This window comes from Romboutsia sp. 1001713B170207_170306_H8 (genome assembly GCF_015550495.1).
GTDB lineage: Bacteria > Bacillota > Clostridia > Peptostreptococcales > Peptostreptococcaceae > Romboutsia_E.
In genome coordinates this window covers 106,250-119,940 of sequence record NZ_JADNAX010000001.1, presented here as the reverse complement: position 1 = coordinate 119,940, position 13,691 = coordinate 106,250, and the positions used below count along the sequence as shown (strand labels likewise).

Sequence of the window (13,691 nt, the reverse complement as noted above, 5' to 3'; positions counted from 1 at the left end):
GCCTCCTTAGTTGCTTAAGAAATATACAGTATCTAATTTTATATCTTTTACAACTTCAACTATATCTTCTACACTTATTTTATCTAATTTATCTATTATTGATTCTATAGTAGAATTAGTTTTTCCCATTGCTTGAGCAAAGTAAAAATCACTTCTTCCACCTATATTATCTGCTATTGTTCTCATAGAACTTATTAAAGCACTTTTACTGTTATTTAACTCTTTATCAGATATTTCTCCATTTTTCAATTTACCTAATTGCTCATTTATTAAATTTATTGTTTTTTCATAATTATTGGCTTCTATTCCTGCTGATATAAATAATATTCCTTTATATTTTTCTATTGAAGAATATACATAGTAACATAGACTTTCTTTTTCTCTTACATTTAAGAATAATTTAGAGTCTGGTCCTCCACCTAATATATTTGACCCTACTACTAAGGCAAAGTATTTTTCTTCTTCTAAGTAATCTATATTACTTCTATAACCCATTATAAGTTTTCCTTGAGTTATTTCCATTTTTTCATTTACAGTTTTAACTTCTTTTATTTCTTTTATAAATTCATCTCTAGGTATATCTATTATATTTCCTCTTTCAAATTTAAAGTTATCAGTTATTACTTTTATAACTTCATCTTCATCAAAATCACCTTCAACTACTATATCTATTGGTGATGTTCTTAAGATTTCTTTATAGTGTTCATATAACTCTTTAGGAGTTATTTTGTCTATATCTTCTTCATATCCATATTCACTTATGCTGTATCTTTCACCTTGGCACATTTCTTCAAAGGCTCTTTCAAGTGCATATCTTCCTTTATCATTAATTTTAGCTTGTATTCTATCCTTTAAATTTTGCTTTTCTATATTTAAAAACTCTTCTTTAAATCCACCATCTATTACTAATGGATTGTTTACTATATCATTAAAGAATTCAATTACATCTTTAAATATATTTTCATCTAAATATTTTTCATTTGTACTTATTATTTTAAAACTAAGTACTTGGCGCTCTCCTCTTTTAGTAATATCTGCTCCCATTGAAGATCCATATAAGTTATCTAACTCATTTGATATTTCTCTTGCACTAGGATATTTCATACTACCACTAGTTACAATCTCTGGTATTAAAGCATTTTTTGTAGCTTCATCTTTATCTAGTAATCTTTGTATATATATACTTACAAGATTAGATTTAAATTTCTTAGAATGAATTAACGTTAAGTTAATTTGTTCTCCTAAAGATATATTTTTTATTCCGTCCATTTTACCCTCCTATTGCGCTTAGTAATGATATTCTGTCAAATATCTCATTTACTATTAAGTCGTATTTTTTATCAGCATCTATATAATAAAGCTTTGTATTTCCCATGTCTAAATTACTAAGTATGCTATCCACTAAGTTTTTAGTATAAATACTATCAATTATACTTGTTGGTAACACTATATATAGACCATCAATTCCATATTCTAGTAATTCCTCACCACATTTAATTATATCCTTTTTATTATTTTCTAAAAGAGGTAATTTTATTTGAATGTTACTATTTTTTTCGTCTTGCAATATGTAATCTCTTATTTTTTCTCTAAATAATATATCTTGTTCTACATTGTTTTCATTTTGAAAACCAATTAATAACACTCCTATATCTTTATTTTTACTTGATATAGTTTTTAATATTTCATTTTTATATAATGTTGCTAAGTTATTTGATTTGTAGAAAGTTTCCATTATTTCTACCTTATTTAAATTGTATTTACTTAAATTTAAACTTTCATATCTTTTAGTGAAAACATCAAAATCTTCACCTTCTGTCATAAACATAGGACAAATAATTATATTTTTATATCCTTTTGAAATAATATCTTCTATACTATTTTCAAAATAAGGTGATGAATAAAGATAAGAATTTACTACTTTATAACTATTGCCTAACTTTTCTCTCAAATTTGATGCTATATATTCTGCATCTTCTTTAAAATCACTTGACCCAAATTTTTCATAGTACATTTTAAATGTATATAAATCTTTTATTCCAGTTAAGTATGATTTAAATCCCTTTTCAAAGTAAACTTCACTTGCCCTTTCTTTTAAATCATAGTTTGAACTTTCACCTCCAGAAACCAACAACACTACTGTTTCTGGTTGGTCTTCTAGTGGACTCACATCTTTTATAGCTATTTTATTTCTAAATATTGATATAGTTATAATATTTATTCCAATAAAAGCAATAATAAGTCCATATGCTATATATTTATAATTTTTATCTATAATTATCTGCTTATAAAAAAGAAGTGTGGCTAAAACTATAAATATATTTTCCATATAACCTGTAAATATAAAACCTAAAAATATACATACAAATAAAAGTATTGAACTTAGCATAAAACCAACTCCATAATAATGTATAGTTTACATCTGTTATATATATGATGTATAATCAGTATGTATGTCTATAATGAAGTTTGTAAATTTGTAAAAATCAGCTTTATTAGTTGTGTTCACGACTTAGAAGGTTGTATAAATTTATATATAAATTTCAATATCAAATTAACATAAAGAAAGGAAGATACAATTATGAAATTAGGTATAGTAGGTTTACCAAACGTAGGTAAAAGTACGCTTTTCAACGCTATAACTCAAGCAGGTGCAGAATCTGCAAACTACCCTTTCTGTACAATAGAACCAAACGTAGGTGTGGTTGCTGTTCCAGATGAAAGATTAAATAAATTAAAAGAACTATATGATTCAAAGAAAATAGTTCCAACAGCTATCGAATTCTGCGATATAGCTGGTCTTGTTAGAGGAGCTTCAAAAGGTGAAGGTCTTGGAAATAAATTCTTATCTCACATAAGAGAGGTTGACGCTATAGTTCACGTTGTTAGATGCTTCGAAGATCCTAACGTTGTTCACGTTGATGGAAGTGTTGATCCACTTAGAGATATAGAAACTATAAACTTAGAATTAATATTCTCTGATATAGAAATATTAGAAAGAAGAATACAAAAAAGTGCTAAAGCTGCTAAAGCTGATAAGTCTGTAGCTGCCGAAGTTGAATTCTTAAAAGAAATACTAGCTACTTTAGAAGATAATAAATGTGTTAGAACAATGAGCTTTACTGAAGATCAACAAACATTTGTTAATTCATTAAACTTATTAACTTCTAAACCAGTAATATATGCTACTAATGTATGTGAAGATGATTTAGCTGATGAAGCTGCTAACAATGATTATGTAAACAAAGTTAGAGAATTCGCTGCTACTGAGGATGCTGAAGTTGTAGTTGTTTGTGCTCAAATAGAAGCAGAAATAGCTGAACTTGATACTGAAGAAGAAAAGAAAGAATTCTTAGAAACTTTAGGTCTTGAGCAATCAGGATTAGATAAATTAATAAAATCTTCTTATGCTTTATTAGGACTTATATCTTACTTAACAGCTGGACCTCAAGAGGTTAGAGCTTGGACTATAAAACTTGGAACTAAAGCTCCTGCTGCAGGTGGAAAAATCCACTCTGATATAGAAAGAGGATTCATAAGAGCGGAAACTATTGCTTTTGATGACTTAGTTCATGTTGGTACTATGACTGCTGCTAAAGAAAAAGGATTAGTTAGACTTGAGGGTAAAGAATATATAGTTAAAGATGGAGATGTAATATTATTCAGATTTAACGTTTAATAAAATAAAAGCTATATTTGGGATTAAAACCAAATATAGCTTTTTTTATTATGATATAATTAGTCAATAATCTAAAAATAATTAATTAGGGGGGATATCATATGGAATTAAGATTAGCCAACTTAAACGATGCAAGAGAGATTTTAAATATTTATAAATATTATATTGAAAATACTGCAATTACATTTGAATATAAGATTCCTAGTTTAGAGGAATTTGAAAATAGAGTTAAAACTATATCTAAAGATTATCCTTATATAGTTGCTCTTATTGATAATAAAATAATTGGATATGCTTATGCATCTAAATATAAAGAAAGAGATGCTTATAATTGGGATGTTGAATTGTCTATCTATGCTAATGAATCTTATCACAATAAAAATATAGCCTCTACTCTATATTCTTGCATTTTAGATATTTTAAAACTTCAAGGATTTTATAATGTTTATGCTTGTATTACTGTTCCAAATATAAAAAGTGAGAAATTCCATAAAAAACATGGATTTAATCTTGTAGGATGTTTTAGTCATGCCGGCTTTAAATTTAATAAATGGTGGGATATTATTTGGATGGAGAAAAATATTATAGATTTTAATATACCTCCAAAACCAATAAAACATATTAACTTGATTAAAAATAGTGAGATTCAAAATATATTTAATATGTATGTATAAATATACCTTTAGGCCTTTTAAATAATATTATCCTTTTTAAGCATAATATTTATGAGGTGATTAAATGAAAAAAGCATTATTAACTTTAAGCATAGTTTTATCAATTATTCTTACTCAAGGATTAACTGCTTTATCTTATTCTAAAGAAACATATAAGTTTGAGGTAAAACCACTACCTTACTCTTACGATGCTTTAGAACCTTATATAAGCAAGGAGACTATGACTCTTCATCATGATAAACACTATGCTAATTATGTAAAAAATTTAAATGCAGCCCTAGATAAATATCCTGATTTACAAAATCTTACTTTATATGAATTATTAAGTAATTTAGACTCTTTACCACAAGATGTTAGAAACATAGTAAGAAATAATGGTGGCGGTGTTTACAATCATGAATTATTCTTTAATATAATGTCTAACAAAAATAATCCTGTTCCAACAGGAAAATTAAAAGAAGGCATAGAAAGTACATTTGGTTCTTATGAAAACTTCAAATCAGAGTTTAAGAAAAGTGCACTAGATGTATTTGGTTCAGGTTGGACATGGCTTGTATTAGATAAAAATAACAATCTATGCATAGTAAATACACCTAATCAAGATAACCCAATATGTTGTGGATTAAAACCAATAATAGGTATAGACCTTTGGGAGCATGCTTATTATCTTGACTATAAAAACGATCGTTCTAAGTACATAGATAACTGGTTCAATGTACTTGATTGGAATCAAGCTCTTAAGAATTATAAAAATTAAATAAATTATAAAAGCTAGAAAGGATAATAACATATTATTAGTTACAATCCCATCTAGCTTTTCATTATGCAAGTGTTAAGTAATTCTTTTCAGCTAAAACGCTCTTAGCTGCATTCATAGCTATTTCTTTTTCACTAAAAGGTACTCTATCACCTTTTATTATTTGATAAGTCTCATGACCTTTTCCAGCAAATACTATCATATCGCCTTCTTTAGCTATTTCTATAGCCATTTCTATAGCTAACTTTCTATCTGGCTCTACTATATATTCACAATTACTATTTTCAAAAGATTTTGCTATATCACTTATTATATTCATTGGATCTTCAAAATCAGGGTTATCCGAAGTTAGTATACATAAGTCACATTCTTTAGCTGCAACATCTCCTAACTCTTTTCTTCTTAACTCTGTTCTTCCACCTACTGATCCAAATAAACATATTAATCTATTATGATCGTATTTTTTAAGTGTTTGAAGTATATTCTCTAAGCTTACTCCATTATGAGCATAATCAACTATAACTGTTGCATAAGGAAGTATTGGTAAAACTTCTACTCTTCCATTTACCTTAGCTTGTCTTAAAGAGTTTAACATAACTTCTTGTTCTACATCTAAATATCTACAGACAGCTATTACTGCTAATGCATTATATATACTAAATTCTCCTGGAGAACATATATAACAAGGGAAATCTTCTTCTCCTACATGACAAGTGAAACTTACCCCTAATGAGTCTATAGATTTTGAGTACTCTATATTTTTAGCTACTAAATTTGAATTATTTGATATAGAAAATGTTTCTATATCACAAGTTGCTTTATTCATTATTTCTTTAGCATGCTCGTCATCTATATTTATTATTCCATGTTTAGCTAGTGTAAATAGTCTAGCTTTACATTCTAAATAATGTTCAAAAGTTGGATGTTCCTTTGGACCTATATGATCTGGTGATAAGTTTGAGAATATTGCAATATCAAAATCTACATCCTCAACTCTATTCATCATAACTCCACCTGATGAAACTTCCATAGATACACACTTTACTCCATTATCTAGCATTGTTCTAAATATTCTATGAAGTTCATAACTTTCTGGAGTTGTGTTAACTGTTTTTTCACTTATACCATTGTAAAAAGTACCATTAGTTCCTATAACTCCTGTATTAAGTCCTGAAGAATTTAGAACTTCACTTACATAGTTAGTTATTGTAGTCTTACCTTTTGTACCCGTTACACCTATAATTTTTAGCTCTTTTGATGGATTACCAAAATAGTTTGCTGACATTTTTGATAAAGCTATTCTACTGTCTTTTACAAATAGTTTTATAGCATCATTTCCTAATTCTATATCATCATTTAGTATAAATACTCTACATCCTCTTTTATAAGCATCCATGCAGTATTTATGACCATCAACAGTTTCACCTTTTATAGCAACAAATATATATCCATCTTCACATTTTGAAGAATTATATGCAATATCTTTTATTTCGATTTCTTTTATTTCGTCCCAAGGCTTATCACAAGTAAATTCAACATCTTCCATAACTTTAAATAATTTCATTACTAAGCCCTCCTTATCCTTGGTATATTCATAAACTGTAGTATATCATATTATTTTTAAATTTTACTTAGAAAATCTATGTTAAAATTGGAATATCATTCTAAGATTTAAATCCTAAAAATAGAGTAGCTTTAACTACTCTATTTTTTTATATTTTATTATTTAACTCTTTTATTGCAATTTTCTATAGTTTTAACAGCTAAAACACCTAATGAATCTATATAAAACTCATCATCTAAGTTATTATCATTTTTTAAAATTGATAATTCTGTACATCCTAAAATTGCACCATCACAGTTATTTTCTTTTAAATTATTGACTATGTCATTAAATTTGTTCATATTAGCAGGGTTTCCACTTTTTATATCATCATATATTATAGACATTATATTAGCTTGTCTATTTTCATCTAATACTAAATAATCTATATCATATTTCTTACACATATTTTGATATAAGTTTGTACTTATATTTCCTGTTGTTGCTAATATTCCTAACTTTTTATGACCTTGTTCTTTTGCATGTTTTACAGTTTCTTCGATTATATTTAAAACAGGAATATTTACACTTTTCTGTATTTCATCATAGAAATAATGAGCTGTGTTGCAAGTTATAACTAAAAAGTCACTTCCAAAGTTTTCTAATCTCTTTGCATCTTTTTTTAGTATATCTACTGGACTGTTTTTGCTTTTTCCAATTATATAATCAGTTCTATCTGGTGTTGTTGCTCTATTAGCTATAACCATATCTATATGATCTTGGTCAGTTTTTGCATCAGTCATCCTTACTACCATATCATAAAAATATACTGTAGCCATAGGTCCAAGTCCACCAATAACACCAACTGTTTTATTATTTTCCATTTTATATCACCACTTTATTTGCAGTATTTATTAAACTTTCTTACTTGGTTTATATTGTATAAGAATACATACCAACTTCTCTTAAAGTTTCCTTTTAAGTCAGCATCATATCCAAATGATGTTGCACTCTTACCTTCTGAATCTAATTTCTTAGCAAGATTTACTAATTCTTGATTTTTAACGAATTTATAAACTACATTCTTAGGTATTACACGCCAGAAGAAAGGTTCTTTTTGTATTTTTAAATCTAATTCTTTATTGTAAACTCTATCTTCAACTACATACTTAGCTATATTATTACCTGAAGATGTTACATAGAAGTTACTTCTACCTTGTCTTAAGTTAATTTCAAATACTTTATATGTGTTATCTCTACTATCATATTTTATATCAAAGTTAGAAAAACCTGTGTAGTTTATACTTTCTAAGAAGTTCTTAAATTTCTCCATTAAAGGACCATCATACTCTGTTATTATAGCAGCATGATTTCCTATTCCTTTTGGTGTATGCTCTTCTAATAATACATGTCCTAAACACATCATCTTAACTTTACCATTTTGGTCTGAATAACAAGTTAAAACTCTCATATGTGAGTCATCACCTGGTATAAAGTCTTGTATTATTAAGCTCTTATCATATTTTCCATTATATATTGAAGTCGTTATTTCTTTAAACTCTTCTTCGTTGTTAGCAAGATAAGCTTTTTTCATTCCTTCAAATGGATGTTGCCAGAATAATACACTATCTGAAGGCTTTATTATAACTGGATACTTAAATCCAAAGTCTGTTATTTCATCACCTTTTGAGTATATGAATGTTTTAGGGTAATCTAATCCCTTTTCTTCACACATTTGATAGAATAATTCTTTTTCTATAAGCTTTTCTTTTAACTCTTTCCCTATATAAGGAACTATATATTTTTCTGATAATATATCTCTATGATCTATTATTAACTCTGCATATTCATCAGTACATCCATGTATAATTAATTTTTTATTAGGTGCTGCAAGTTCATCTGCAGTGTCTAATAATACTTTTATAAATTCTTCTTCTTCAGTTATTCTTGGGTCTATTCTAAAATCTATTATTTTACTATCCTTAGTTGCACCTAATGCATATCTTCCAAATGCTATTGACTTAACTCCATAAGCTTCATGATATGCTCTTGCTACACTATAGCAGTTTATATCTCCTCCAACTAAGACTGGTTGAATTGTTATATTTTCCACGTTTTTCCACCTCTTACATTTTAAATTCAACGTACTAAATAAGTATACTGTATTTTAATACTTATGTCAAAATACTACTGTTTTAATCTATATTTAATGTATTAAACTAGAAAAAATATATATAAATACAATATCCTTGGTCTTTCACCATTTTTTTACAAACTCATATTATATACAGACAGGTAAATTTTAATGCCTGTATATATATAATAAAGGTGTTGATTATATGTCAAGTTTTGAAAGTCTAACACCACTTAATGGTTTAGATTTTAACAATTTAATAAATGCAAGACAAAATAACTATGCCTGGTCAATTAGTGATTTAGGCGATTATATATATGTTGGTACTGGTAGAAATATAATACCTCTATACTCTAGCTTATATATACAAAACTTAAGATTCCCACTATCTTTAACTCCAACAGTACAGGATGATAGAGCTGAGATTTGGAGACTAAGAAAAGATGGTAATTCTACTTGGGAGAAGGTGCTTAAAGCTCCTTATAATAGTAATATCTATGGATTTAGATATATGGTTAACTATAGAGCTTATAATGGTAATCCAGCTCTATATGCAGCTGGCACATGTTTGCCACCTAACAAACTAAAAATATACAAATCAGTAAATGGTATAGACTGGATGGAAACAAAATCTACGGTTTATAATCGAGGAACACTAGAAGGAAACTCTTCAAGAGCTATGGTTATATTTGATAATAAACTATATGTAGCTAATATTGATGAGGGTGGTCAAGTAACTTATCCTCTATTATATAGTAATATAGACCCAGAATTTTTCTCTTGGGAACTAGAAACTTATCCTAGCTCAACTCCAAATTTTGATCCAAATAAAAATCCTTCCGGTGCAATAGTAAATATGGCTGTTTTTAATAATCGTTTATATTTAGCAACATCTATAAATAATAAGATAAGAGTTTGGAGAACAGATACTAATAAAACTGAACTTAATAAATGGACACTTGTAGTTGATGGTTTTGGTAATCCATCTAATACTGTAACTTTAGCTATGGGTGTATTTAAAAATCATCTTTATTTAAGTGGAACAAAAGAGTTGCCATTGTCTTGGATAATACCTCAAGGATTTGATCTAATAAGATTAGATAAAGATGATAAGGTTGAAATGATTGTAGGTCCTAATAGTATATCTGGTATTAATTCTGGTTTTAACAATCCATTTAATGTTTATGGATGGCAAATACAAGAATATAATGGTGCTTTATATATAAGTACTTTTGATAGTGCTTTATTTATGCAACTTATATTAGAAATATTATCTTCTTATAGATCTGATGATGCTTTATCTTCAGAGTTAGTTGATACCTTAATTAAAATGTATAGAATTATAGTAAGACTTTTAAATGAATTTAACTATCCTTTTGGATTTAATTTATATAAATCCTTAGATGGTGTACACTTCTTACCAGTATTTTTAAATGGTTTAGGTAATAGATATAATTATGGAGGTAGAATTTTATATGTAGATTCTTTAAATGACTTATATCTAGGAACTGCTAATCCATTCCAAGGCTTAGAAGTTTGGAAATATAACCTTAAATACCCTAGTAATGATATGTTTAATACACAATCGCTTCCTAATTACAATAAGTTAATTGACTCTATACAAGAATTCTTCCCAGAACTAAATGAATCTACTATGAATCTATTCAAAACTTTAATAGATTCATTATCTATAAACTAGTTAACTATCTAAACAAAAAGGTTGAACATAATAATGTTCAACCTTTTTTTATATTATTTATTTTGTTATAGTAACTCTATTACTTTCTTTTAAATTACATTTACCAGTTTTTACTGTGATTTTTTCATTTGATTCTAAGTTCGTAAATATAACTGGAGTTATACTAGAAGTTGCATTTTCTTCTATATATTTTAAATCCATTTTAGCAAGTTTATCACCAGCTTTAACTTTATCTCCTACATTTACAGCTAAATCAAATCCTTTACCTTCTAGTTTAACTGTTTCTATTCCCATGTGTATAAGTATTTCTCTTCCTGCATCAGATTTTATTATTACTGCATGCTTAGTTGGGAATATAACTTCCACACTACCATCAACTGGAGAACATATTACTCCATCACTTGATTTTATTGCAAATCCATCTCCCATTAACTTACTTGAGAAAACTTCATCTGGAACATCTGATAATTCTAAAATTTGTCCATTAGTTAAAGACATTACCTCTTCAGAACAAGATATTGCTAACTCTGTACTTGAATTTTCTTCAATTTTAGTAACTTCTTTTTTAACTTCTTTATTTTCAGATTTATTAACAATTAATTTACCTGATATTATTTCGTTTATTTCTGATTTTAAAGTATCTGATTTTGTACCGAATATAGCTTGTACATTGTTTCCTACAACCATAACACCAGCTGCACCAAGCTCTTTTAATTTATCTTTATCTACTTTTTCTATATCTTCAACTTGTACTCTAAGTCTAGTTATACAAGCATCTAAACTCTTTAAGTTTTCTTTATTTCCTAAAGCTATTAATATTTCGTTTGCTAATTCACCTTTTCCTAAGCTAGATGAAGAACTTACTTCTTCTGTTTCATCTTCTCTACCTGGAGTCTTTAAGTCAAACTTTCTTATCATAAATCTAAATCCGAAGTAGTATATTACTGCAAGTCCTGCACCTACTACTAAAACAAAATACCAAGGTGTTCTATTTGGTATTATACCAAATAAAGTAAAGTCTATAAGACCACCTGAGAATGTCATACCTATTTTAACATTTAATATTTGCATTAACATAAATGATAAACCTGCAAATACACAGTGTACTGCAAATAATACTGGAGCTACGAATAAGAATGCAAATTCTATTGGCTCAGTTATACCAGTTAAGAATGAAGTTAATGCTGCTGATGCCATTATACCAGCAACGTATTTTTTCTTTTCAGGTTTTGCTTCATGTACCATAGCTAAAGCTGCTGCTGGAAGTCCAAACATCATGAATGGGAATTTACCAGTCATGAATGTACCAGCTGTAAATTCTACACCATCTTTAAGTTGTGCAAACCATATACTTTGATCTCCCATTACAAGATCTCCTGCACTGTTTACATACTCACCAAATTGATACCAGAATGGATTATAAAATGCATGATGTAATCCAAATGGTATTAACGCTCTTTCTATAACTCCAAATAAGAATGCTGCTAAAGTTCTGTTAGCATCTATAACTGTTTGAGAGAATGACATTAACCCCATTTGTATTGGAGGCCATACGAATGTTAATGCTACACCTATTAATAATGCTAATACTGATGTTATAATAGGAACGAATCTTTTCCCTGCAAAGAAACCTAAATATTGAGGTAATTCAATTTTATAGAATTTCTTATACATACTTGATGCAAGAATACCTATGATGATACCACCAAATACACCTGTTTGTATTGTAGGTATACCTAAAACATTAGCATACATAGGGCCAGTCATATCAGCTGTTATTCCAGCTGTAACACTCATAGCCTTATTCATTACTAACATACCAACGATTGCTGCAAGAGCTGCAACACCCTCACCATCAGTTAAACCAACTGCAACACCTACTGCAAATATTAAAGGTAAGTTATCAAATATTATTTGACCACAACCTTCCATCATACTTGCTATTAAAGCAACTGTACCATTTGCTAAGAATGGCATATATGATATAACATTTTCATTTACTAATGCATTACCTAATCCTAAAAGTATACCTGCTGCTGGAAGTATAGCAACTGGTAGCATTAGCGACTTACCAACTTTTTGTAAAACACCGAATAATTTCTTAAACATTGCTTTTAATCTCCCTTTCTTATTTTATAATTGTTAAAATTTATTTGATTATTGCTATAAAAAAAGACTTAAGCTTATAGAAATATACAATTATCTTTAATAGATATAAGTATCTAAGCCTACCCTAAAAGTATGCGTATAACCTAAACCTACTAAAACAATAATCATATATTCTTATAAACCTAAGTCTTGCCTGCCAAACAGTAACAACCTTAATACGGTTTAATTTATGATTGATTTTTCTTCTATTTTTATAACTTCTATTACCCTATTAATATGAAGTATTAAGTATAAAAGCTCATCTTCACTGACAACATATTCATAGTGTTCTTCTATAAATGTTTTTATTTTACTTGCACATTTATATGAATCTTCATATTTTTCTTTTATAATTCCTAAAAGTTCATTTTGTTTATTTTCTTTGCTTTCATTTTTTATTAATCTTTTTGCAAAAAACTTTAAATGAGTTAATAATCTTTCATAGTTCATTTCATTTTGATTAAACTCAACGGAGTAATAATACCTTATAATATTAAGTATTTCTTTAACTATCTTTGTCATTAAAAATGATTCAGATGTATTTTCATTATAATTGGCATTTACTATATGCATGGCTATAAAAGCTGCTTCATCTTCTGGTAGGTTAACATCAAATTCTTTATTTAAGTAACCGATTGCCCAAATACCAATTTCAAATTCTCTTTTATGAATTCTTCTTATTTCATAAAGTAATTCATTTTTTATTTCTATATTTTCTTTATGTCTTTTAAGTGCAAATGCTATATGATCTGTAAGTGCCACATATATATAGTCATATAATTCAGCTTTTAGCTTTGTTTCAGCATATTCAACTATAGCCGAACTAGCTTTAAATACATCTTCATCAACCTCAAGGGCTAGTTTGCTTATCTTATTTTTGAAACCTTCATCTTCAGCTACAAACTTTTTTTCTATTTTACTCTCGTCAGCTAATTGGCCTAATTTTTTTTGAAATCCTATACCACAACCTGTAAGTATTAGCTGTTTATTGTTTTCATCTTTTACCAATACCACATTGTTGTTATAAACTCTTTCAATAATCATCCTTACTTGTACC

At 27.8% G+C, this 13,691-nt stretch carries 11 protein-coding genes; 4 read left to right on the top strand and 7 right to left on the bottom strand.

Going from position 1 to position 13,691, the window contains the following annotated elements; translation table 11 throughout:
• Positions 1 to 6 precede the first annotated feature (6 nt).
• On the bottom strand, positions 7 to 1,269 hold the full coding sequence (gene yfmF, locus I2A66_RS00555) for an EF-P 5-aminopentanol modification-associated protein YfmF (protein WP_122638409.1): 1,263 nt from the start codon (positions 1,267 to 1,269) through the stop codon (positions 7 to 9).
• A gap of 1 nt (position 1,270) precedes the next feature.
• A complete protein-coding gene (locus I2A66_RS00550) occupies positions 1,271 to 2,389 on the bottom strand; it encodes a CbiX/SirB N-terminal domain-containing protein (RefSeq protein ID WP_122638410.1) in 1,119 nt (372 codons plus the stop codon).
• A gap of 192 nt (positions 2,390 to 2,581) precedes the next feature.
• Here I2A66_RS00550 and ychF point away from each other — a divergent pair, with 192 nt between their 5' ends.
• The 3 genes from ychF (at position 2,582) to I2A66_RS00535 (ending at position 5,110) form a co-directional block, all read left to right on the top strand.
• Positions 2,582 to 3,679, top strand: a complete 1,098-nt coding sequence (gene ychF, locus I2A66_RS00545; protein WP_122638411.1) for a redox-regulated ATPase YchF — start codon at positions 2,582 to 2,584, stop codon at positions 3,677 to 3,679.
• 101 nt (positions 3,680 to 3,780) lie between these two features.
• Complete coding sequence (locus I2A66_RS00540; RefSeq protein WP_122638412.1) at positions 3,781 to 4,353, top strand: GNAT family N-acetyltransferase; 573 nt, start codon at positions 3,781 to 3,783, stop codon at positions 4,351 to 4,353.
• A 64-nt stretch (positions 4,354 to 4,417) separates the two neighbouring features.
• Entirely contained in the window at positions 4,418 to 5,110 is a 693-nt protein-coding gene (locus tag I2A66_RS00535) for a superoxide dismutase (protein ID WP_195250778.1), read from the top strand.
• A gap of 64 nt (positions 5,111 to 5,174) precedes the next feature.
• Here I2A66_RS00535 and I2A66_RS00530 read toward each other — a convergent pair whose 3' ends face one another.
• The 3 genes from I2A66_RS00530 to I2A66_RS00520 all read right to left on the bottom strand — a co-directional run bounded on the left by I2A66_RS00530 (position 5,175) and on the right by I2A66_RS00520 (position 8,766).
• Positions 5,175 to 6,674 (bottom strand): UDP-N-acetylmuramoyl-L-alanyl-D-glutamate--2,6-diaminopimelate ligase, encoded by a 1,500-nt coding sequence (locus tag I2A66_RS00530; RefSeq protein WP_122638414.1) that lies wholly within the window; start codon positions 6,672 to 6,674, stop codon positions 5,175 to 5,177.
• Between the two features lie 158 nt (positions 6,675 to 6,832).
• Positions 6,833 to 7,537, bottom strand: a complete 705-nt coding sequence (locus I2A66_RS00525) for an aspartate/glutamate racemase family protein (RefSeq protein ID WP_122638415.1) — start codon at positions 7,535 to 7,537, stop codon at positions 6,833 to 6,835.
• Positions 7,538 to 7,551: 14 nt separating this feature from the next.
• Entirely contained in the window at positions 7,552 to 8,766 is a 1,215-nt protein-coding gene (locus tag I2A66_RS00520; protein WP_122638416.1) for a carboxylate--amine ligase, read from the bottom strand.
• Between the two features lie 226 nt (positions 8,767 to 8,992).
• On the opposite strand from I2A66_RS00520, the gene I2A66_RS00515 reads away from it, so the two are divergent.
• The gene (locus tag I2A66_RS00515) at positions 8,993 to 10,486 is read left to right on the top strand and encodes a hypothetical protein (RefSeq protein WP_147515611.1); all 1,494 of its coding nucleotides are present in this window, start codon (positions 8,993 to 8,995) and stop codon (positions 10,484 to 10,486) included.
• A gap of 57 nt (positions 10,487 to 10,543) precedes the next feature.
• Here the strand turns inward: I2A66_RS00515 and ptsG are convergent, their stop codons facing one another.
• Both ptsG and licT read right to left on the bottom strand, forming a co-directional pair.
• Complete coding sequence (gene ptsG, locus I2A66_RS00510) at positions 10,544 to 12,595, bottom strand: glucose-specific PTS transporter subunit IIBC (RefSeq protein ID WP_122638418.1); 2,052 nt, start codon at positions 12,593 to 12,595, stop codon at positions 10,544 to 10,546.
• Between the two features lie 222 nt (positions 12,596 to 12,817).
• Entirely contained in the window at positions 12,818 to 13,678 is an 861-nt protein-coding gene (licT, locus tag I2A66_RS00505) for a BglG family transcription antiterminator LicT (protein WP_122638419.1), read from the bottom strand.
• Between the last annotated feature and the right edge of the window lie 13 nt (positions 13,679 to 13,691).

What these genes read in the sequence shown, in the direction of transcription:
- I2A66_RS00525 (WP_122638415.1), bottom strand. Translation starts at nt 7,537, where the DNA reads ATGGAAAATAATAAAACAGTTGGTGTTATTGGTGGACTTGGACCTATG.
- I2A66_RS00535 (WP_195250778.1), top strand. Translation starts at nt 4,418, where the DNA reads ATGAAAAAAGCATTATTAACTTTAAGCATAGTTTTATCAATTATTCTT.
- ptsG (WP_122638418.1), bottom strand. Translation starts at nt 12,595, where the DNA reads ATGTTTAAGAAATTATTCGGTGTTTTACAAAAAGTTGGTAAGTCGCTA.
- yfmF (WP_122638409.1), bottom strand. Translation starts at nt 1,269, where the DNA reads ATGGACGGAATAAAAAATATATCTTTAGGAGAACAAATTAACTTAACG.
- I2A66_RS00515 (WP_147515611.1), top strand. Translation starts at nt 8,993, where the DNA reads ATGTCAAGTTTTGAAAGTCTAACACCACTTAATGGTTTAGATTTTAAC.
- I2A66_RS00530 (WP_122638414.1), bottom strand. Translation starts at nt 6,674, where the DNA reads ATGAAATTATTTAAAGTTATGGAAGATGTTGAATTTACTTGTGATAAG.
- I2A66_RS00540 (WP_122638412.1), top strand. Translation starts at nt 3,781, where the DNA reads ATGGAATTAAGATTAGCCAACTTAAACGATGCAAGAGAGATTTTAAAT.
- ychF (WP_122638411.1), top strand. Translation starts at nt 2,582, where the DNA reads ATGAAATTAGGTATAGTAGGTTTACCAAACGTAGGTAAAAGTACGCTT.
- I2A66_RS00550 (WP_122638410.1), bottom strand. Translation starts at nt 2,389, where the DNA reads ATGCTAAGTTCAATACTTTTATTTGTATGTATATTTTTAGGTTTTATA.
- licT (WP_122638419.1), bottom strand. Translation starts at nt 13,678, where the DNA reads ATGATTATTGAAAGAGTTTATAACAACAATGTGGTATTGGTAAAAGAT.